General features: G+C 70.9%; 22 protein-coding genes and 2 pseudogenes. 18 read left to right on the forward strand and 6 right to left on the reverse strand.

Going from position 1 to position 20,523, the window contains the following annotated elements; translation table 11 throughout:
• Nucleotides 1-467: 467 nt before the first annotated feature.
• From GR130_RS22825 to GR130_RS22860, 9 genes are all read left to right on the forward strand, one after another.
• Complete coding sequence (locus GR130_RS22825) at nt 468-1,592, forward strand: PP2C family protein-serine/threonine phosphatase (RefSeq protein WP_236573388.1); 1,125 nt, start codon at nt 468-470, stop codon at nt 1,590-1,592.
• 68 nt (nt 1,593-1,660) lie between these two features.
• A complete protein-coding gene (locus tag GR130_RS22830; RefSeq protein WP_159506414.1) occupies nt 1,661-1,870 on the forward strand; it encodes a TOBE domain-containing protein in 210 nt (69 codons plus the stop codon).
• A 159-nt stretch (nt 1,871-2,029) separates the two neighbouring features.
• Nucleotides 2,030-3,244, forward strand: a complete 1,215-nt coding sequence (locus GR130_RS22835; protein ID WP_159506415.1) for a molybdopterin molybdotransferase MoeA — start codon at nt 2,030-2,032, stop codon at nt 3,242-3,244.
• Nucleotides 3,171-3,860 carry a fumarylacetoacetate hydrolase family protein gene (locus GR130_RS41395; RefSeq protein WP_268977933.1) on the forward strand — a complete coding sequence of 230 codons (690 nt, stop codon included), beginning with the start codon at nt 3,171-3,173 and terminating at the stop codon, nt 3,858-3,860. The genes GR130_RS22835 and GR130_RS41395 overlap by 74 nt, the downstream gene beginning before the upstream one ends.
• Nucleotides 3,821-4,066, forward strand: coding sequence for a fumarylacetoacetate hydrolase family protein (locus GR130_RS41400; RefSeq protein ID WP_268977978.1), 246 nt, complete (start codon nt 3,821-3,823; stop codon nt 4,064-4,066). The genes GR130_RS41395 and GR130_RS41400 overlap by 40 nt, the downstream gene beginning before the upstream one ends.
• A 113-nt stretch (nt 4,067-4,179) precedes the next feature.
• The gene (locus tag GR130_RS22845) at nt 4,180-5,100 is read left to right on the forward strand and encodes a VOC family protein (protein WP_159506416.1); all 921 of its coding nucleotides are present in this window, start codon (nt 4,180-4,182) and stop codon (nt 5,098-5,100) included.
• Nucleotides 5,101-5,140: 40 nt separating this feature from the next.
• A complete protein-coding gene (locus GR130_RS22850) occupies nt 5,141-5,272 on the forward strand; it encodes a helix-turn-helix domain-containing protein (protein WP_328707598.1) in 132 nt (43 codons plus the stop codon).
• 446 nt (nt 5,273-5,718) lie between these two features.
• On the forward strand, nt 5,719-6,282 hold the full coding sequence (locus tag GR130_RS22855; RefSeq protein WP_159506418.1) for an ArsR/SmtB family transcription factor: 564 nt from the start codon (nt 5,719-5,721) through the stop codon (nt 6,280-6,282).
• An 86-nt stretch (nt 6,283-6,368) separates the two neighbouring features.
• A complete protein-coding gene (locus GR130_RS22860; protein WP_236574012.1) occupies nt 6,369-7,745 on the forward strand; it encodes an alpha/beta hydrolase family protein in 1,377 nt (458 codons plus the stop codon).
• Nucleotides 7,746-7,842: 97 nt separating this feature from the next.
• Here the strand turns inward: GR130_RS22860 and GR130_RS22865 are convergent, their stop codons facing one another.
• Complete coding sequence (locus GR130_RS22865; protein ID WP_236573390.1) at nt 7,843-8,889, reverse strand: threonine ammonia-lyase; 1,047 nt, start codon at nt 8,887-8,889, stop codon at nt 7,843-7,845.
• Nucleotides 8,890-8,972: 83 nt separating this feature from the next.
• On the opposite strand from GR130_RS22865, the gene GR130_RS22870 reads away from it, so the two are divergent.
• On the forward strand, nt 8,973-9,902 hold the full coding sequence (locus GR130_RS22870) for a LysR family transcriptional regulator (protein ID WP_159506419.1): 930 nt from the start codon (nt 8,973-8,975) through the stop codon (nt 9,900-9,902).
• 156 nt (nt 9,903-10,058) lie between these two features.
• Here the strand turns inward: GR130_RS22870 and GR130_RS22875 are convergent, their stop codons facing one another.
• Nucleotides 10,059-10,664: a DJ-1/PfpI family protein gene (locus GR130_RS22875; protein ID WP_159506420.1), complete on the reverse strand. Its 606-nt coding sequence runs from the start codon at nt 10,662-10,664 to the stop codon at nt 10,059-10,061.
• On the reverse strand, nt 10,661-11,632 hold the full coding sequence (locus GR130_RS22880; protein ID WP_159506421.1) for a GlxA family transcriptional regulator: 972 nt from the start codon (nt 11,630-11,632) through the stop codon (nt 10,661-10,663). Before GR130_RS22880 ends, GR130_RS22875 begins: the two co-directional genes overlap by 4 nt.
• A 344-nt stretch (nt 11,633-11,976) precedes the next feature.
• Here GR130_RS22880 and GR130_RS22885 point away from each other — a divergent pair, with 344 nt between their 5' ends.
• The 4 genes and pseudogenes from GR130_RS22885 (at nt 11,977) to GR130_RS22900 (ending at nt 14,214) form a co-directional block, all read left to right on the forward strand.
• On the forward strand, nt 11,977-12,678 hold the full coding sequence (locus GR130_RS22885) for a hypothetical protein (RefSeq protein ID WP_159506422.1): 702 nt from the start codon (nt 11,977-11,979) through the stop codon (nt 12,676-12,678).
• Nucleotides 12,679-12,737: 59 nt separating this feature from the next.
• Nucleotides 12,738-12,860: pseudogene (locus tag GR130_RS22890) on the forward strand (epoxide hydrolase); the annotation flags it as partial.
• Between the two features lie 111 nt (nt 12,861-12,971).
• The gene (locus GR130_RS22895; RefSeq protein ID WP_159506423.1) at nt 12,972-13,610 is read left to right on the forward strand and encodes an ATP-dependent Clp protease proteolytic subunit; all 639 of its coding nucleotides are present in this window, start codon (nt 12,972-12,974) and stop codon (nt 13,608-13,610) included.
• A gap of 1 nt (nt 13,611) precedes the next feature.
• Complete coding sequence (locus GR130_RS22900; RefSeq protein ID WP_159506424.1) at nt 13,612-14,214, forward strand: ClpP family protease; 603 nt, start codon at nt 13,612-13,614, stop codon at nt 14,212-14,214.
• Nucleotides 14,215-14,294: 80 nt separating this feature from the next.
• On the opposite strand, the gene GR130_RS22905 is transcribed toward GR130_RS22900, so the two are convergent.
• Entirely contained in the window at nt 14,295-14,726 is a 432-nt protein-coding gene (locus GR130_RS22905; RefSeq protein WP_159506425.1) for a helix-turn-helix domain-containing protein, read from the reverse strand.
• Nucleotides 14,727-14,942: 216 nt separating this feature from the next.
• On the opposite strand from GR130_RS22905, the pseudogene GR130_RS40875 reads away from it, so the two are divergent.
• Nucleotides 14,943-15,020, forward strand: a pseudogene (locus GR130_RS40875) (SDR family oxidoreductase); the annotation flags it as partial.
• Nucleotides 15,021-15,188: 168 nt separating this feature from the next.
• Entirely contained in the window at nt 15,189-15,857 is a 669-nt protein-coding gene (locus tag GR130_RS22915) for a class I SAM-dependent methyltransferase (protein WP_159506426.1), read from the forward strand.
• Nucleotides 15,858-15,992: 135 nt separating this feature from the next.
• Here the strand turns inward: GR130_RS22915 and GR130_RS22920 are convergent, their stop codons facing one another.
• Nucleotides 15,993-16,349 (reverse strand): hypothetical protein, encoded by a 357-nt coding sequence (locus GR130_RS22920; protein ID WP_201304972.1) that lies wholly within the window; start codon nt 16,347-16,349, stop codon nt 15,993-15,995.
• Nucleotides 16,350-16,561: 212 nt separating this feature from the next.
• On the opposite strand from GR130_RS22920, the gene GR130_RS22925 reads away from it, so the two are divergent.
• A complete protein-coding gene (locus tag GR130_RS22925) occupies nt 16,562-18,211 on the forward strand; it encodes an allantoin permease (RefSeq protein WP_159506427.1) in 1,650 nt (549 codons plus the stop codon).
• A gap of 97 nt (nt 18,212-18,308) precedes the next feature.
• Here GR130_RS22925 and GR130_RS22930 read toward each other — a convergent pair whose 3' ends face one another.
• Nucleotides 18,309-19,595 carry an ATP-binding protein gene (locus GR130_RS22930; protein WP_159506428.1) on the reverse strand — a complete coding sequence of 429 codons (1,287 nt, stop codon included), beginning with the start codon at nt 19,593-19,595 and terminating at the stop codon, nt 18,309-18,311.
• Nucleotides 19,596-19,900: 305 nt separating this feature from the next.
• On the opposite strand from GR130_RS22930, the gene GR130_RS22935 reads away from it, so the two are divergent.
• A complete protein-coding gene (locus tag GR130_RS22935; protein ID WP_159506429.1) occupies nt 19,901-20,434 on the forward strand; it encodes a hypothetical protein in 534 nt (177 codons plus the stop codon).
• Nucleotides 20,435-20,523 lie beyond the last annotated feature (89 nt).

A 20,523-nucleotide genomic window follows, 5' to 3' on the forward strand; every position in this document is an offset into this window, starting at 1 on the left:
GCGGACTCACATGGGAAGCGACGAAGAGGGCGGCAACGGAGGGCGGCCCATGACGACGTCGTGTGTCCCACCCTACTCGGGAAGCCCCACTTCAGCTCGCCGGGCAGGGATGAGTCGCCCTGCCCGCTCACCTCGTGCGGGCGGTCACCAGGGGGAAGGAGGGGCGTCACCATCCGCTTGATGTGCGCAGGGATTACCCCGAGTTCGCGGAACTCGCGGGTCATGGCGGGCGTGGCCATGCCAGTTGGCCGCCGGGGCGCAGGAAGCGCGCCAGCTACGGGGGGGGCAGCCGTCCGCCGTGCCCAAGTCACTCGAAGGCGTCGATGCTGATTCTTCGCAACCGCCGCCTCGGTCAGGCCGTGGCCGTCGGCCCGGATGGTAGCGACAGCCGTTCCGGGCGCTCGCCACGCTGATCATCCGCCGCCCGCCGGAACGCCTGTTCCGGACGCATCGTGCACATTGGAGACATGCAGAGCGGTCACCTGGCACAGCACCTCGCCCGGATGCAGCAGCCGTGGCGTTCCAGCCGTGCGCTGGTGGCCATTCCCCTTGGGCTGATCATTGTGATCACCGTGGTGGACCTCCGATCTCCGCAGTACGTCCATCTCGGCCCCTTGCTGGTGATCGCGCCTGCCATCACCGCTTCCTTCAGCGGCCCGCGGACCACCGGTTTGATCGGCGCGTTGGCGGTGGCGGCCCAGGTCGTGATCGCCGTGTTCCATGGCGGGCTGACCACCACCAACCACGTGGCGCAGATCATCGCGCTCACCGTGCTGTCGGTCTTCGTCGTGTTCGTCTGCCTGCTCCGGGAGCGTCGTAAGCAGGAGCTGGCCCAGGTGCGGTCGGTCTCCGAGGCCGCACAGCGGGCCCTGCTGCGCCCGGTGCCGCACCGGCTCGGCCCGCTGCGGTTCGGCTCCTCGTACCTGGCCGCCGAGAAGGAGGCGTGTATCGGCGGTGATCTGTACGCGGTGACCCGCACCGATTCCGGCACCCGCGTGATCATCGGGGACGTACGGGGCAAGGGCCTGGCCTCGGTCGGCGAGGCGGCCACCCTGCTCGGAGCCTTCCAGGAGGCCGCCCACCACCACACCACGCTGCCGGCCCTCGCTTCCGCCCTGGACAGCAGCGTCTGCCGTTACCTGACCCATCTTCCCGAGGCGGACTCGGAAGCGCCTGAACACTTCATCACCGCGCTGTTGCTGGAGATCCCCGACCACGAGCCGGTGGCCCGCATGACGCATTGCGGTCACCCGCCGCCCCTGCTCGTCAGCCACGGCGGCGTCACCACGGCCGAGAGCACCCGGCCGGCACCCCCGCTGGGCATGTGCGGCCTCGTCCCGGACCTCTACACCCTGCACGAATTCGCCTTCCGAACGGGTGACATGCTCCTGCTCTACACCGACGGCGTCATCGAGGCCCGCGACCGCAACAACGCCTTCTACCCACTGACCGAGCGAGTCGCTCAATGGACCAGGAGCAGTCCGGACTCCCTCGTCCAGAACATCCAGCGGGACCTCCTCGCCCATACGCAAGGCTCCCTCGGCGACGACGCCGCCCTCCTCGCCATCCAACGCATGCGCCCGTCGTCGTGAGGATCACGGCCGTCCTCTCCACCTCCAGGCCCCACTGTCTCCCTTCTGATGTGTGGGGCGTGTATTCCATGAGCATCTCCATCCGTCACCAGATTCCCGGCACCGTCAGCGCGGTCACCGCTGGTGAGGCCATGGCTTTGGTGCAGGTGCGCCTGGCCAGCGGCCAGGACATCACCGCCGCCATCACCACCGCCGCCGTCGACGACCTCGGCCTGGCCTCCGGGACGTCCGTCGTCGCACTGATCAAGTCGACCGGGATCTCCCTCGCCGCCGCCTGATCACCCCACGCCACGTATGAGGGCCGCGCACCGTGCGAGCGCAGCCCTCGGCGCGGACGGGAACTTCACAGACACCCGGCGCCGTGCGTGAGCGAATCGGAGTGCAACGGCAACCCTCCCGGCAGCAGCCGGAAATGCCGCCGTTCGACAGTCGTGTGCATGCCTCCGACGACCGATGTCGCCCTGCCCGCCCCGATACCGCGACCGGCACAGTCACTGCGGGCGGTGTCCTGGGCGCGGGCCCGGGTACTGGCGCACGCCGCGCCCACGGCTTCGACCGCCCGTACGGTGGCGCTGGCCGATGCCGTCGGGCTGGCACTGGCCGAGGATCTCCGCACCCGCCATCCGCTTCCGGCGTTCGACACCGCCGCGATGGACGGCTACGCGGTGGCAGGTGCAGGGCCCTGGCGCGTGCGCGGGACCGTCCGCGCCGGCAGTGCCTGGGGCGGCGGCCTGCGGGCCGGGGAAGGCGTGGAGATTTCCACGGGGGGTCAGGTCCCCTCAGGGACAAGTGCTGTGCTGCCGCTGGAACTTGCGGTATGCGACGGCGACCGGGTCTCCGGCCCTCTTCCGCCGCCGGGCCGCCACATCCGGCGAGCCGGCGAGGACGCACCCGCAGGCAGTTCCCTGGCCCCGGCAGGAACCCGGATCGGCCCGGCACTGCTCGGCCTGGCCGCGTCCTGCGGCCAGGACGCCCTGGTGGTGCGGACGCGCCCCCGCGTCGGGGTATTGGTGACCGGGGACGAGCTGGACCACACCGGCCGACCGGGCCCCGGGAGAGTGCGGGACGCCCTCGGGCCACTGCTTCCGGACCTGGTCACCGCGCTCGGCGGCGAGACCCGCTCGGTGCGGCACGTCCCCGACCGGCCGACAGGGCTGCTGGCCGGGGCGGTGCACGCGACGCGGGACACGGACATCGTCGTGGTCACGGGATCCACGTCCGTCGGGACCACCGACCAGCTCCGCAGGCTGCTGGCCGACGCCGGGGCCCGGATGGTCGTCGACACGGTCACCTGCCGGCCCGGACACCCGATGCTGCTGGCCGAACTCCCCGCCGGGCGCTGGCTGGTGGGGTTGCCAGGGAATCCGTACGCGGCTCTGGTCGCCGCCCACACCCTCCTCGGCCCGCTGATCGCCGGGCTGTGCGGCCGCGGCCTCGGTCCCCTGCCGCACGCCCCCGTAAGAGGGAGCCTGCAGCCCGCCCCTGACCTCACGCGACTGGTACCCGTCTCCTGGGACGGCGCCGAAGCCCGGATCATCGGAGGGCACCGCTCGGCCTTCCTCCAGGGGGCCGCCGTCGGTGACGCGCTCGCCGCGATCACCCCCGGATGGACGGACGGCAGCCCGGCACCGCTGGTCCCGCTGGCCGGATGACGACGACCGGCAGGTCTGCTGCCGACGGCCTCAAGAACAGCCGCGCCAAGGCGGTGGGCTTCACGACGCTCGCCGCGCTGAAAAGGCGAGTGACGGCCGCTTCCCGGCCGACCCACAGACCGTCTTCGACTGCTGGGAGGAGTTCACCGCCTGGGCGCGGACGCCCGCCACGCAGGAGGCCGAGCGCATCCCCCTGGAAGACCACCGGCTCGGCACGCCCGTTCCGCGCCCGCGCCAGGTGTTCGCGGTCGGGCTGAACTACGCCGACCACATCGCGGAGTCCGCCCTCGACACGCCTGCTCGGCCGGCCGTGTTCGCCAAGTACCCGACGTCGCCGGCCGGTCCGTACGACACGGTGGAGCCGCCCAGCGCGATGGTGGACTGGGAGGTCGAGCTGGTCGCGGTCATCGGCGCCCGCGCCCACCGGGTGCGTGCGGAGGACGCCTGGCGGTACGTCGCCGGGCTCACCGTGGGCCAGGACCTGTCGGAGCGCCGTATCCAACTCCAGGGTCCGGTCCGGCACCCCAGTTCGCGCTCGGCAAGTCGTTCCCCGGGTTCAGCCCGACCGGTCCGGTCCTGGTCACGCCGGGCGAGTTCGCCGACCCCGACGACCTGACGCTCGGCTGCGCCGTCGACGGCGAGACGATGCAGCAGTCCCGCACCGGCCGCATGGTCTTCCCGGTCGCCCAGCAGATCGCCTGGCTCACCGCCATCTGCCCGCTGCTGCCCGGCGACCTGGTCTTCACCGGTACCCCGACGGGCGTCGGCGGCGCCCGTGAACCGCGCCGCTTCCTCGCCCCCGGCGAGGAACTGCACAGCTGAATCGACGGTATCGGCGCGCTCCGTAACCCCATGGTCGCCCGGCTCGGTTAGCCCGATGGCCCCGGCGCCTGAACCCGACCTCCCCCGCCGCCCCCTTCCTTCGAGGAGCCGCCATGCCTCTGCACCGTCTCGCCCGGATCACCATGGGTGTGCCGGACGTCGATGCCACCCACGACTACTACGCCGACTTCGGGCTCACCGCCCTGGGCCGCGGGCGTTTCGCCACCGTCGACGGGGGCGAACAGCTGAAGATCGTGCACGCCACCCGACGCCGGCTGGACGAACTGGTCGTCGCCGCCGATGACACCGACGACCTCGGGCGCATCGGCGCCGCCCTGGACCGCTTGGAGATGCCCTACATCCTCGACCGGCACTGCCTGCGGGCGGTCGATCCGGGAACGGAGGTGACCGTCACCGTCGAGGTCCGGCACCGTCTGGTGCAGCCGGCCGCCGCACCGGTGCCGTACAACGGACCCGGGCGCACGGAGCGGCCCGACGGCCGGGCGCCGGCGGTGCTGCGCGAGGGCGTGGTCCGGCCGCGCCGCCTGGGACATGTCGTGCTCGGCTCGACCGACCAGGAGGCCTCGCAGCGGTTCTTCACCGAGGGGCTGGGCTTCAAGGTCAGCGATCTGGTTCCGGGCGCCGCCTTCCTGCGGTGCTCCACCGACCACCACAACGTCCTGGTGCAGCAGGCCCCGATCCCCTTCCTGCACCACTCCTCCTGGCAGGTCGACGACGTCGACGAGGTCGGACGCGCCGCGACGCACATGCTGGAGGGCCACCCCGAGCGGCATGTCTGGGGCCTGGGCCGCCACCACGTGGGCTCGAACTTCTTCTGGTACCTCAAGGACCCGGCGGGCAACTTCTCCGAGTACTTCGCCGACATGGACTGCATCGTCGACGACCAGCTGTGGACGCCCCGGGTGTGGGAGGACGCCCGCTCGCTCTACAACTGGGGCCCGCCGGTCCCGCCCTCCTTCCTCCGGCCCGAGGACCTTGCGGCGCTGATGACCGGCGCCCACGACGCGAGCTGACGACCCGCACTGCAGGAGGACACCATGAACGACAACCGCGCTGCACGTGGCCCGCAACACCGTCACCTACCGCGTCAAACGCGCCGAGGAACACCTTCCCACGGCCACCATCCCGGACAGCACACTGGAACTGCGCCTCGCCCTGGAGATCTCCCGGACCCTGCTCGGCTGACGGATACCGCCTCCGGCAGGGGCAACCGGTCCCCCGAGGGGAGCGCCCCTTCGCACAGGCAGGCCAACTACCGGCAGGCTCAGGGGCATCGTGGCGCCCGGTAACCCAACTCCTGTGGAAGCGCCGCTTCCAGAGCCATGTCGCCAGCCGTGCCAGTGTCGTGCCACAGGCCCACCGGTGCCACGACGAGGCGTTCCTCGCGATGTGCCGGGACGAACCGACGGGCCGGCGCTGACGCTCGGCGCAGGCCCCTGGGCCTGCGCCACGAAGCGTTGCTCAGGCACCGGTTCGTACGAACCGCCGCAGACGGCTCCTGCCGAGACGCGGAGCGGGCGGCCGGGGCGTCCGCTACCGCGCGTCGGCGACCTTCCGGTGGCGGGCCGGTCGGCACCGGAGAGTTGCAAGGATCCCTTGCAAACACTCTTTGCAACTCGTAGCCTTCCGGCATGGCCGAACAACCGCCCGCCCAAGAGATCACCGATGTCGAGGCGCTGCGCGCCTTCGCGCACCCGATGCGGCAGAAGATCGAGCAATGCCTGCGCCGGGGACCGGCAAACTCTGCCGCGCTGGCACGCGAGTTGGGCGAGAGCACGGGGCTGGTCAGCTACCACCTGCGGCAGCTGGCCAGGCACGGCTTCGTCGAGGAGGTCCCGGACCTGGCGAAGGGGCGGGAGCGGTGGTGGCGGGCAGTCCGAGGGGACCGGCGCTTCCCGCCGTACAGCCGACAGACGCCGGAGATGCGCGAGGCACTGACCGAGATGCATCGGCTCAACCTCGCCGAACTGGTCGACTCCGCCCGGCGGTTCGAGGAGGCGCGCGACACGCTGGGGCCCTGGGCCGACGCGGCGCTCTTCTCGCGCGCCACGCTCCGCGTCGACCCCGGCCAACTCCGCGCGTTCTTCGAGGAGTACATCGCGCTCCTCTATCGGTACTCGGCCCCGGAACAAGGGAATGCGCCCGAGGCGCGGACCGTGCTCGTCCGGCTGCTCGGAATTCCCGACACCGACTGACCGCGCGGCCCGACCGACAACGAAGGGGGATGCACACCGTGCTGCTCTCGGCTACGTCCGCATCACCGATACGCGCTGTACTGGCCGTGTTGTCCGGGGTGTTGGCCGGCACCCTCCTCCTGCTGGCCGCGCCCATGGCGTACGCCCGCGGGGACGGGCTGGTCCGCCAGGAGGTCGCCTTCCGGGGCGGCGGTGGGCTCGTCCTGCACGGCTCCGTCCTCAGCAGGGGCGGAGCACCCGGCCCGGCACCGGGCATCGTGCTCGTCGGCGGCTCGGGCCCCGGACCCCGGGAGGAGTACCGGCAGGAGGCCGAGGCGTTCGCCCGGGCCGGGATCACCACGCTCGTCTACGACAAGCGGACCGTCGGCTACTCCCTGCTCCATCGAGACTTCGGCCTGCTGGCCGACGACGCGCTCGCCGGAGTGCGGTTGTTGCAGTCCCGGAGCGGGGTGAACCCACGCCAGGTCGGGCTGTGGGGGTTCAGCGAGGGGGGCTGGGTGGCGCCGCTCGCCGCCGCGCGTTCGACCGACGTCGCGTTCGTCGTCACCATCGGCGGGTCCGGCTACGACCCGCTGCGTACCCAGGCATGGAACCTCACCACGCATCTGCACCACCAGGGGGTGGGCGGACCGTTCCGTCGCACCGTGGCCGGCCCGGCCGCCCAATTCATGGGCGCGACCGGTCTGTTCCCCGCGGCCGGCTACGACCCCGTGCCGGTGCTGGAGCGGCTCCACCGAACGCCGGTGCTGGCGCTCTGGGGCGATCACGACACGCAGGTGCCGCCCCAGGAGAGCGCACGGATCTTCCGCGAGGCCCTGGCCCGTGCGGGCAACCGGCACGCCGTCATCGGCTTCGTCGCCGGCGGTGCGCACAACGGGCACCGCACGTCGGACGGGTTCGACCGGATCGGCGGCCCGCTCTTCCACGGCAAGAAGCTGGGGGAGCCGGCCCCGCGCTATGCGCAGAGCATGGCCTCATGGGTGCAGGCCGTGGCCGCCGGCCACCCACCGGCGTCGAACGCCGCCCCCGCACCCGGGCAGGCGCTCGTCACCACCCCCGTGCCGGGCCACGCCTGGTACGCCTTGCTCGCCCCGGCTCTGCTGCTCCTCGGCTTCGCGGCCTATCCGGTGAGTGCCCTCCTGCGCATGGGCCCGGTCCTGCGCCCGGTGCGGTGGTTGGCCGGGCTCGGCCTGCTGGCGGTCGTGGCGACGGTGGCCTGCCCGTTCGCCGTCTTCGTGGTGGGCAACGGCGCGGCGGCGCCCGTTGTGTGGGGCCGTCCGGCGTTGTGGCTGGTGGTGCAGGGGCTCGCCGTCGCCGTGGTGGTGTCCGCCGGTGTCTCGGCGGCCGCACTCCGGCGGCGACGGCTGACGCCGAGCCGGGCGGTCTGGCTGCGCCTGGCCCCGGTCGGGCTGGCCACGGTCGGGTTCGTACCGTGGGCGGTGTGGTGGGGTGTCGCCGCGTGACGGCCCTCGTCCCCTCCACGACTCCAGCGGCCTCCTGAACGCCTATTGATCACGACGGAGGACAGACCCTGGTACAGGATCGTGGCAGCGGCGCGGTCTACTTCTGTCCCTGGTCGTGTTCCGGCTGCTGGGGCTCATCCCCTCTTGCGCAGAGCGGCGCAGCAGACACCATCCGGCGCGATGCGGTGCCTGCGCTCAGCGCGGCGATCTCCGTGGTGGAGGCGTTGCCGCCGGTGCAGACCACGGCGATGCGCTGTCCGGTGAAGTCCTGCGGCCTGGCCAGTACGGCCGCCAACGCGGCTGCTCCGGCGCCTTCGGCGAGGGTGTGCGCGTGGCCGGCGAGCAGCTGCTGCGCTGCGCCGATCTGCGCGTCGGAGACCAGGTGGAAATCGGCGAGTCCGGAGCGCATGACCTGTTGCGGCAGCGCGAAGCCGCGTCCGGTGGCCAGTCCTTCAACGGTGGTGTGGTGGGGGCGCTGGACGCAGACGCCGTCCCGCCACGAGTCGTGCGCGGCCGGCGCCGCGGATGACTGCACGGCGATCACGCGGCAGTTCGGGGCGAGTTGCGCGGCCACCAGGCAGGCCGCGGCGGCTCCGGTGCCGGAACCGACGGGTACCACGACCGCGTCGAGGTCGGGCCGGGCCTGGAAGACCTCCAGGTACAGGGTGCCGACGCCGGCCAGCAGAGCTGGGGTGTCGCCGGGGCTGACCAGATATCGGCCGTCGTCGGCTGCCAGCTTCTCGGCCCGCTCCTGAGCGGCGCCCATGTCCGCGCCGTGCAGTATCACCGTCGCTCCCAGCGCACGCGCTGCCCGTGCCTTTCCCTCGCTGACCGTCTCCGGCATCACCACCGTGCAGGACACGTCGAACGCGGCGCAGGCATAGGCCAGCGACTGCGCGTGATTTCCGGTGGAGTAGGTGACCAGGCCGCGGGCGCGCTGCGCCGGAGTCAAGCCGGACAGCAGGGTCAGCCCGCCGCGCACCTTGAACGCCCCGACGGGTTGGACGTTTTCGTGTTTGACATGGACGGTCGCTCCGGTAACCGCGTCGAGCGCGGGGTACGACCACATCGGCGTGGCGGGCAGGTGGCCGGCCAGAAGTTCCCGGGCGGCGAGGATGTCGGCGAAGGCAGGAGGCTGTGGCATGCAGTCATCGTCCGGGCAGGCCATCCCATCGGTCCAATGCCAATTCTCGCGGATACCTATCAACCACATTGATACATTGCCCTGTGCTCGACATCACCCGCCTTCGCGTGCTCGCAGCCGTCGCCCGCCACGGCTCGGTCACCGCCGCCGCCCGGGCCCTCGGCTACGCGCAGCCGTCGGTCAGCCACCATCTGGCTCGGCTGGAGGCCGAGACGGGAAGCCGACTCATCCAGCGAGTGGGGCGCGGCATCCGACTGACCGACGCGGGCCGAATGCTGGCCGAGCGAGCCGAGGAGATCCTGGGGCGACTGAATGCGGCCGAGGCCGAACTCGCCGCCCACACCGGTCTGCACGCCGGGCGAGTACGCCTGGCCGCGTTCCCCTCAGCCCTGGGCGCCTTCGTCCCGCGGGCGGCGGCCACGTTCACCGCAGCCCACCCCGACGTCGAGTTGCGCTTCACCGAGGCCGAACCGCCGGATGCGGTGCGGCTGTTGCGCTCGGGCGAGGTCGACGTCGCCGTGCTGTTCAGCTACCCCGACACACCACTCGCCGACGACGACGGGCTGCGCCGAACGCCCCTGCTCACCGAGCCCACCTACCTGGTGACACCGGAAGACCTGCCGGGCGACAGGCTCGGCGACCACGCCACGCGACGGTGGATCAGCGGGTGCGAACGGTGCCGCACACACCTGGTGCGCTCATGCGAGGCCGCCGGCTTCACCCCCGATATCGCGTTCACCACCGACGACTACGTAGCTGTCCAGGCCCTCGTCGCCGCTGGGCTGGGTGTCACCACACTTCCTGGTCTGGCCCTGGCAGCCCAACGCAACCCCGCCGTAAGGCTGGTATGCCTACCCGGCCAACAGCGGGTGATCAGCGCGGCCGTCCACGGAGAACCACCCGACCCGCCGGCCACCGCAGCCCTGCTCGAACACCTCACGAGGGCCGTGCGGGACGGACGGTGCTACGAGCCCACGCCGCCCGTCGCCCTCTCCGCCGGACAAACGGCATGAGGAATCGATGCGGCAGGACATCGGCTGGCCGGAGGCCGTTGCTGCTTCCGGCTATGTGACCATGTCCATCGACAACCTTGAGGATTCCGGCGCCGCCCCCGGCCCCTGAGCCGTGGCGGCCGACAGGCCGACACAGGTCTTCCGACGGCCTGGCCTTCATGCGGCGAACGGCTCGTCGGCGAAGTAGGGCGGTGCGGGCTCGTACTGGATGTACCGGCGGACGGCGCGGGCGTGGTCGCGGCCGTGGAGACGGCCGACGAGCCACAGGGCCATGTCGATTCCGGCCGAGACGCCCTGGCTGGTGACCAGGTTCCCGTCGACGACATAGCGGGCGTCGCGGACCACGGTGAGGTCGCCCCTGGCCTGCAGGGTGTCCTCGAACAGGTAGTGGGTTGCGACCCGGCGGCCGCGTGCCGGACCTGCCTCGTGCAACAGCAGGGCTCCGGTGCACACGCTGGTGGTCCAGGCGGCGTCGGCGGCGGTCTTGCGGATCCAGTCGATGAGTACGGGGTTGGACACTTCGCGGCGGGTCCCGTTCCCGCCCGGGACAAGCAGGACGTCCAGCGGAGGGTGGTCGTCCAGGGTGTGGTCCGGCAGGACCCGCATGCCCTTGTTGCAGCGGACCGCGCCGGGGTGTTCGGCGATGAGCAGCACGGTGTCGATGTGGTCGCGCAGCATGGACGAGGCGGTGAACACCTCCCACGGCCCGGTGAAGTCCAGCTCCTCGGCGCCGTCGAAGGTCAGCAGGCCGTAGGTGGTCACAGGTACTCCCTGGTGGATCGGAATCGGTCGCGGTAGTCGGACGGTGCGATGCCGACGTGCCGGTGGAACGCGCGGCGCAGCGTCTCCGCGGTGCCGAAGCCGTACCGTCGAGCGAGGGTCTCCACGGGGTGGTCGCTCTCGGCCAGCGCCCGTTTCGCGGCCTCGACGCGTACGCCCTCGACATACGTCGCGGGCGGGACGCCGAGTTCGGCTGTGAACCTGCGCTGGAGATGACGGGGGCTCAGCCCGGCACGCGAGGCGAGTTCGGTGATGCCGTGGCCGGCGCCGGGGTCGGCGTGGATCGCGGCGACCACGGCACGGACGGGGTCGGTGGCCGGCTGCGTGGACCACAACGGCACGCTGAACTGCGACTGGCTGCCGGGGCGGCGCAGAAACAGCACCATCTGCTGCGCGACGGTGTGGGCGACCTCCCGGCCCAAGTCGTCCTCCACCAAGGCGAGTGCGAGATCCATCCCCGCCGTCACTCCGGCCGACGTCCACACCCGCCCGTCCCTGAGAAAGATCGGATCGCAGTCGACGACCAGTTCAGGATGCTCCCGTATGAGCTGCTGCTCACGCGCCCAGTGGGTGGTCACCCTGCGCCCGCGGAGCAGTCCGGCGGCGGCCAGCAGGAACACCCCGCTGCACACCGAGGTGACCCGGCGGGCACTGGCCCCGGCGTCGGCGATCCAACGTGTCAACGCGGGATCCTGCCGGGCCTGGTCGACTCCGCCGCCGCCGGCGACCACCACGGTGTCGATCCCCGCAGGGTCCACATCGGCCACACCGTAGGGAACGTGTACCGAAAGGCCGCTGCCGAACCGGACTGTTCCCGGCTGCGGTGCCGTGATCTGGCAGGAGTACCCACCGGTGAGCTCGTGAGCATGGTCGAACACCTCGTACGGGCCGAAGAGGTCGAGGGGCTGGAAACCCTCGAAGATCACAAAAACGATGCGGCGCTGCTCCACCCCTCCACCCTCCAGTCGACGCCGTAGGGCGTCAACGACAGATACCCCACGCTTTGCGCCATGCCGGAGAGCGCAACAGTGGTTGCTGAGAGCGGCTGCGCTGCGGGGGCGCACAGCACGGCGTTCCGCTTCCGCTACCGGCTTCCCGCGACAACAGGCTGTGTCGGCAGGGCAGTTCCGGCAGGCTGGACCCACTACCGCCGGCTTTGCGCGGTGTGGGTCGTTGGCCATGGTGCCCGTGTTAGCCGGGTGTTAGCGGAGCGGCAGCCTTGCGATAGCGGCCGCGATCAAAGTGGGTGACGTACCGAGGAGACCACGACACCAACTGCCCCGGGGGACCCGAAATGAGCTCCAGCACCACAGTCCGCACCGCGCGTCGCCGCACCCTGCGCGTCGCCGCCGCAGCCCTGACCGCAGCCGCCGCCCTTGCGCTGACTGCCTGCTCCGGCTCGGACGCCACCGGCACGAAGTCCGCGGGCCAAACGGACACGGGCACGGCCGCCGCGGAGTCCAGCGGCGCGGGCTCGGCCGCCGGAACGCAGGGCTCCGATGCCAAGGCGGGCCCCGGCGGCAAGGCGGGCGCTGCGGGCAAGCAGTCGGGCGGCTCGCACGCCGCCACGGCCAAGACGACATCCCCGGCCCGCACCCAGCCCCTGGCGGACGGCAGCAAGGCCGAGATCTACGAGCTCGGCGCGCAGCACTACCGCGCCAAGATCGTCAGCCGCGGTTCGGTCCTGGCCACCCTGGAGACGAAGGGGCACGACGACGGGCTCGACGCCAACGACATGTTCGTCACGCTCACGCTGGACGGCCAGGTCCACTCCTGGATGGGCGGCGGACACCAGGGACCGGGCACGTTCAAGCTCGCGGGCGGCTGGACGGCCAAGGTCACGAAGGTCGGCGAGCTGCGGTACCGCGCGCAGATCCTCGGCAACGAGGGCTCGGTGGACGCCACGCTGGAGACGGACCAGCACGACGTCGGGCTCGACGCCAACGGCGTGTACATCGTGCTCAGCGCCGGCGGAGTGATCAGCGCCCACGAGTGAACGCCCGCCCAACTACGCGGTGGAGCCGTCTCCGGCGGGGCGGCTCCACCGCCGCGGTGACGGAGAACATCGTGCGCCGGGCGGAGTGCGGGCGGGGCGGGCACTGCGCGGCCGTGGAGGAGCCGGACCTGCTGGTGGAGGACGTACGGGCGTCCTTCCGACCGCTGCGCGAGAAGGGCTGAGCCGTCATCTCTGCCCGTGGCGAATCTGCGGCGGGCAGAGAAACCGCATCCGGGCATCTCCCGAGGTCAAGAGTGGAGTCGACAGCATGCCCGCCTCGACAAGGAGACCAGATGACTCCACTCACCACGCTCCCGCCCCGCGCGGAGGAGGGCGACACACCGCCCAGCCGCTTCGACGACCATCTCGCGGCACAACTGCTCGCCCAGCGGATCGTCCTCCTCGGCACACAGGTCGACGACGTGTCGGCCAACCGGGTGTGCGCGCAGCTGCTGCTGCTTTCGGCGGAGGACCCGCGCACCGACATCAGCCTGTACATCAACAGCCCCGGCGGGTCGGTCAGCGCGGGTCTCGCCATCTACGACACCATGCGGCTCATCCCGAACGACGTCTCGACGCTGGCGATGGGGTTCGCCGCCAGTATGGGCCAGTTCCTGCTCACCGTGGGGGCGCCCGGCAAGCGGTTGGCGCTGCCGAACGCACGGATCATGATGCACCAGCCCTCGGCGGGCATCGGTGGCACCGCCGCGGACATCGAAATCCAGGCGGAGAACCTCCAGTTCACCAAGAAGGCCGTCGAGCGGATCACCGCCGAGCACACCGGGCAGAGCGAGGAGACGATCGCGCGGGACGGCGACCGCGACCGCTGGTTCACGGCCGAGCAGGCCAGGGAGTACGGGATCGTGGACCGGGTGGTGGAGTCGCTCGTCGACATCCGCCCGGCCGCGTCGCGCCGACGGATGGGGTTGTGACATGGGGTCGTACACGGTTCCCTACGTCATCGAGCGGACCGCGCAGGGTGAGCGGTCCTACGACGTCTTCAGCCGGTTGCTGAACGAGCGGATCATCTTCCTCGGCACCGAGATCGACGACGGGGTCGCCAACGTGGTCATCGCGCAACTCCTGCATCTGGAGTCGGCGAGCCCGGAGCAGGAGATCTCGATCTATCTCAACTCGCCCGGTGGATCGTTCACTTCACTGATGGCGATCTACGACACGATGACGTTCGTGCAGGCGCCGATCTCCACGTTCTGCGTCGGTCAGGCGGCGTCGACGGCGGCGGTGCTGCTGGCCGGCGGAGATCCCGGGCGACGGTTCGTGCTCCAGCACGCGCGGGTGCTGCTCGGCCAGCCGGCCAGCGGCGGCCGGCAGGGGACGGTCTCCGATCTCAGCCTCGCGGCCAAGGAGATGGTCCGCATCCGCTCGCAGGTGGAGGAGGTCCTGTCCCGCCACACGGATCACGACATGGCGACGCTGCGCGCGGACATGGACCGGGACAAGGTGCTCACCGCCGAGGAGGCCGTCGCCTACGGGGTCGCCGACGAGGTGCTGAGCCGACGGCTCGCGTTCGTCTGACCCCGCGCGGCCGTGGCCGAAGGCCGGCGAGCCGGCCGGTACGGCGGTGGTGCGCCCCGTCGTACCGGCCGTCGGTTCGCTCAGGCGGCGAGGCAGAGGCCGTCGTACTGCCCCGTGGGCGACGTACGGCCCCGGCCCACCCGGCTCCGGGCGTACCGGGCCAGCTCGTCCTGGGCGAGCGAGAGCAGGTCGGAGAGGCCGAGCCCGAGGGCCTGGGCGGCGGCCGCGAGCACCTCGGAGGATGCCTCCTTGCGTCCGCGCTCCAGCTCCGACAGGTACGGCATCGAAATCCGGGCCGCCTCCGCGACGTCCTTCAACGTGCGTTCCTGGGCGAGCCGCTCGCGCCGCAGCACATCGCCGACGAGGTTGCGCCACAGGGGTTCCCTCGGCGCGGGTGTCTGTGGGGCTCCCGCCGGTCGCTGCGGGGCGCGGGTCGCCCCACCGGAACCGGGCGGCGCGGTCTGCGGGCGCAGGGGGATGACGCGGGCTTCGTTCGGCGCATGAGTGCTCACCCCTTCAGCCTAGGGTTCCGGGGCGCCGGGGGAAGGGAGCGGCGTTCTGCCCTGGGTGAAGCCGTGGGGGCGGACTGGGGGTGCCGCGAGCCGGCGAACCTTTCCGGTCCCCGCGCCAACGGGTGCGCGGCACCAGCGAGGTGGCCGTGCGAGCCGTCGGACAGTCGCTCGGGGCTGCGGAAAAGTCACCACGCGGGGCCCCCTCTGTCTGAGATCACCGCCTGGCTCCTCAGCGACCGCTCCTCCTACGTCACCGGGACAGTCCTCCGCGTCGACGGCGGCATGCGAGCCTGAAAGACGACTGCCGTCAGGCGAAGGTTCGAGGTGCCGGGGGCGTGAATGTGCCCGGCACCTGGGCGAGTTGCCTCGGACCGTGGACTGGTCCGACGACGGCCTCGGCGTACCGACCACCGCGATCCGGGCCGCCGCGATCCGCCGGCGGGGCCCCTGTATCGTTGGCCGATGCGCGCCCACCACATCGACCGCCCAGCCGATCTCGACGTCGTCCGTGAGTCCTATGACCGCGTGGCCGACAACTACGCCCACATGGTGGTGACGACGGGAATCGGCGACGTCCGTAGGCATCCCTGGCTCAAGGCGTCGCTCGACGCCTTCGCCGACACCGTGGGCGAGCTCGGGCCTGTCCTCGACGTCGGCTGCGGCCCCGGAACGGTGACCGCCTACCTCGCCGAGCGCGGCCTCGACGTGTCCGGGGTCGATCTCTCCCCTCGCATGATCGAGAACGCGCGCCGTCTTCATCCGCAGTGCCGCTTCAGCGTCGCCTCCGCCACCGACCTCGACCTCGGTGAAGCGTCCCTCGGCGGCGTGCTCGGGTGGTGGTCACTGTTCAACCTCCCCCGCGAGGTCCTGCCTCAGGTTCTCGCCATGTTCGCGCGCGCCCTGAAGCCGGGCGGACACTTCATCACGGGAACACACGTGGGCGACGAAGACGCGCTGCGCACCGAGGCATACGGAGGCGTGTCCGTTCGTTGGACGACACACAAATGGCGGCCGGAACAACTCGTGGACCTGATCGAGCAGGCTGGACTGCACCCGGTCGCCGAACTTCGGCTCCCCGCAGAGGAGCACACCGGGCCGGGTGTGATCGTCATGGCCAGGCAAGCCGACTGAGAATCAGGCGTCGGAAGCGGCACAGGGTTCCCGTGCCGGGCAAGGCTCCTCCGCTTCGTTGCTCCGCGGGCCATCGGGCCGTCGCCGACCCGGGGCGCGAGCGGCAGCAGCGCTGTCGCTCCGCCGTGAAGTAAGTCACCGAACACACGAGAACCGGACTTTGTAGGGGTCGCCTGCGAGGGCGCGCAGGGCGGCCATGTCGGCCTGCCGGGCGGCGAGTTGCTCGGCGGAGGTGTCCACGGGGTCGACGCAGTAGCGGTCGGAGTGGTGCCAGGCGTGGTCGGCGAGGCCCCGGGCGTCCAGGGCGAAGACGTCGCGGATCGGCTCGTTCTCGATGTGCACGCCCACGGCGTCGATCAGGACGAGACCGGTGATGAGGCGGGCGGTGTCGCGGACGGCCGTTTCGGCAGCGGCCCAACCGCCGAACGACGACCCGATGACGAGAACGATTCCGCTCGCCCCGCGGCCGTAAGCGGCACCCGGCCGAACCATCCCAAGGTGAGTTCCCGGAAACGTCGCGTTCACGACGGCGGGAGCCGACGGTAACAACCGCTTCCTAGCATGATCGGCCATGGGATCAGAGCCGTGGACACGGCGGTACGCGGCGCATGACGAGCCGTCGACTCCCCCGTCCTGCCGATGACGCCAAGCGGGGTTCTTCCCTTCATCGAGGCACCCGCACCAGCATCATCGGGAGGCGCGGTATGAGTACCACCGAGTCACGACCGCAGACGGCAGGCACACCGAAGGCCGCCGCCGACCAGGCCGTCAAGGAGACGCTGGAGGACTACACCCTCCGTTTCGCTCCCCGCAGTTACCGCCGCTGGCGCCCCGTGGTCGTAGCGACGACCGCGCTCGGCGGCATCGCCTACATGGCCGACTTCTCCATCGGCGCCGGCATCGGCCTGGCGCACGGCACCGGCAACGCGCTCGTGGCGATCACCGTCGCCGCCGTCGTCATCTTCGTCACCGGCCTCCCCCTCGCCTACTACGGCGCCCGCTACAACATCGACCTCGACCTGATCACCCGCGGCTCCGGTTTCGGCTACTACGGCTCGGTCCTCACCAGCGTCATCTTCGCCAGCTTCACCTTCATCTTCTTCGCCCTCGAAGGCTCGATCATGGCCCAGGGCCTCAAGCTCGGCCTCGGACTGCCCTTGTGGCTGGGCTACTTGGTCTCCACGCTCATGGTCATCCCCCTGGTGATCTACGGCATGAAGGCGCTCAGCAAGCTCCAGGTGTGGACCACCCCGATCTGGCTGCTGCTGATGATCGGCCCGCTGGTCTACCTGATCGCCACCGATCCCGGCACGGTCGACCGCTTCCTCTCCTACTCCGGCACGGACGGCGACGGCGGCGTCAACACCGCCTCCGTGCTGCTCGGCGCCGGCGTGTGCCTCTCCCTCATCGCGCAGATCGGCGAGCAGATCGACTACCTGCGCTTCATGCCGCCCAAGACCGAGGAGAACAAGCGCAGTTGGTGGGCCGCCGTGGTCATGGCCGGCCCCGGCTGGGTGGTGCTGGGCGCGCTGAAACAGACCATCGGTGTCTTCCTCGCCGTCTACATCCTCGCCAAGGTCGGCCCGGCCACCGCGCCCGAGCCCATCCAGCAGTTCCGCGGCGCCTTCGACGCGATGATGCCGTCCTGGCTGGTCGTCCCGCTGGCCGTGGCGCTGGTGGTCATCAGCCAGATCAAGATCAACGTGACGAACGCCTACTCCGGGTCGCTGGCGTGGACGAACTCCTTCACCCGCGTCTCCAGGCACTACCCCGGCCGTATGGTCTTCGTCCTGGTCAACCTGGGTTTCGCGCTCGCCCTGATGGAAGCCGACATGTTCAGCTTCCTCAACAGCATCCTGAGCTTCTACTCGAACTGCGCGATCGCCTGGGTGGTCACCGTCGCCGCCGACATCGGCGTCAACAAGTACCTGCTCAAACTGTCCCCGCTCCAGCCGGAGTTCCGCCGCGGCATGCTGTACGCCGTCAACCCGGTCGGTGTCGTGTCCTTCGTCGCGGCCTCCGGCCTGTCGATCGCCATGTACTTCCATCTGCTGGGCGACACCCTGCAGCCGTACTCGCCCGTGGCCGCGGCCGCGATCGCCTTCGTCCTGACCCCGCTGACGGCGATCGCCACCAAGGGCAGGTACTACCTGCGTCGCACCGACGACGGCATCGACGAGCCCCTGCTGGACGCGGACGGCAACCCGAGCGCGGTCACCCTCGACTGCCACGTCTGCCACCAGCCGTACGAGCGCCCGGACCTGACCGCCTGCGCCACCCACGACGCGGTCGTCTGCTCCCTGTGCCTGAGCACGGACAAGATCGGCGACCACGTGCTGCCGGCCGCCGCGTAGGGCACCGCCCTGCCACCTCGCCCTCGGCGTCCCGTGCGCGGGGGGCCGCGGCGCAGGGGGTCACCGCTCCACGGCACCAGGGCCGCATCGGGGTTTCTCACACCCGGGCGGCGGTCCTGAGGTCGCGGTCGAAGGCCCGGATGTCCTCCTCGGTCAGGGACGTCCGGGTGTGGGCGATGGCCTGCAGGTAGTCGCCGGTGAGCCGGGCCGGGTCGGCGGCTTCCTGCCCGCCCGAGGCCAGGTGGCGTTCGAAGGCGCTCTGGGCTGCGGTGCGCGCCGCGTACTCGATGTCTGCCGGGGTGAAGCGGTCACTGGCTTCGACCAGCGCCTCCAACTCGATGTCGGCCGCGCGGTCCGGCCCGATGTAGCGGGTCCAGATGGCTCGTCTGGCCTGGGGGTCGGGCGGCCCGACCGGTATGAGGTAGTCGAAGCGGCCAGGGCGCAGGAAGGCCGGGTCGAGGGAGCGAACGGCGTTGGTGGCGCAGATCAGGAGCCTGCGGTCGCCGCGCCGGAACTGCGGGATGAGCTTGAGGAGTTCGTTGGTGACCCGGTGTGCCAGAGTCGTGGGGTCGTGCCGCTCGGAGGCGATCTCTTCCGCCTCGTCGAAGAACAGCACGGCCTGCTCCAGGTGCTCGACGCGGGCGAACAGCCGGCGGAGCCCGGCCGCGACGCCGTGTGCGTCGTCGGCGAGTTGGTAGGGGAACACCTCGATGAACGGCCAGCGCAGGCGGGAGGCGACCGCCCGCGCGAAGGTGGTCTTGCCGGTGCCCGGCGGGCCGAAGAGCACCACCGCGCGCGGCGGCACCAGCCGGTACTGGCCGGCGACCTCGGGATGCTCCAGCGGGAGGACCAGCCGACGCTCGATCAGCGTCTTCTCGGCGCTCATTCCCGCGATGGCGTCCCAGAGGCCGTCGTCCGGTACGGCGCCGCCGAGTTGGTCGAGCAAGGTGGCTTCGGCGGAGACCGCGGTCAGCAGTTTCTCGGCGTAGCAGAGGTCCGGCCGGATCACGTATCCGGCGCGCGCGAACGCCCGTTGCCCGGCCTCCTCGCCCGGCAGGAGCGCCCCGATGCGGCGCACGCCGGAGCGCTCCAGCCGCTCCTCCAGGGCGGCCAGCAGCGCCTGTCCGACACCGTGCCCGCGCCACGCCCGGCCGACTGCCATCCGCAGGATCCAGGCACGCTCCTGCGTCGTCAGGGACACCGCGGCGCCGATGACCTGCTCCCCCACCACCGCCACCACGGCCGGCGCCTCGGCGTGCAGCGCGCTCACCGCCTCCGCCAGGCTCACCGCCAGGTCCCCGGTGGAATCCGGTGCCTCCTCCCAGATGCGCACCACCTGGTCCAGATCACCTTCCTCCAGCGCACGAACCCGCCATGGGGACATTGCACGTCACCTCTCCGGACTGCTGCTGACGGACCCCCTCCGGACTGATGCCGATGGCCCTCGCTCTCCGTTCGGGCACCGCCTCTCCAATGTCCCTCGTCGAGCCAGGCACCGCGAGGGACCGGATGGCCCTGCCCTGCCGGCCCGTCCGGGCCTCGGCCCTGGACGTCCGTCGCGTCGGCCGGGGAGGTCCGCGGAAGGGGCTTCGGGACGGGACATCGGCTCCCTTCTACTCGGCGGGCACGTTCGGTCGTCGAGTGGAACGATGGAGCTGTCGCGGCCACCGGTTGGCGGGAGGAGTGGACATGGAGATCAAGCCGCAGGCCGCCGTGATCCCCAAAGAAACCGACCATCTGGAGCAGGGGAAGTACGGACCGGTATTCCCCAGGACTCCGGCGTGTTACGGGTTCACCATCGTCGCGCGGGTCAAGCCGGGCCGGGCCGATGCGATGCGCGAGTACGGGTATGCGCTGGCCAAGGCGCTGGAGCAGGATCCCCACCTTCTCGCCCCGTTGAAGTTGCACTACCTGCGCTGGGTGCTCTTCGACGACGACACGCGCTTCATGTACCAGGGGATCTTCGACACCGACTTCGACAAGTACACCGAGGACGCCGTCGCACTCTTCACGAAGGCCGGCGTGAGCACGGCGTTCGAGAACCTGGAGGGCTTTCCCGAGGACTGGCGGACCAATCCGGAGGCTTTCGTCAGGTTCGTGCGCGAACACCACTGCCCGAGTTTCATCGAGTACGGAGAGTATCCGTATGTGACGGCCGACGAGATCAAGAAGGCGTTGCGGATCAAGGGCGCTCTGTCGGAGATGCTCGACCAGATGCAGTGAGGGCCGGGCCGGCTCCGCAGTGGGACCGGACCGCCGCGCGGGTTCCACCGCGGATCGGAGACGACTGGGATGAGCGAGGTCAGGACGGC

Origin of the sequence: Streptomyces sp. GS7 (genome assembly GCF_009834125.1) — a bacterium.
Classification (GTDB): domain Bacteria; phylum Actinomycetota; class Actinomycetes; order Streptomycetales; family Streptomycetaceae; genus Streptomyces.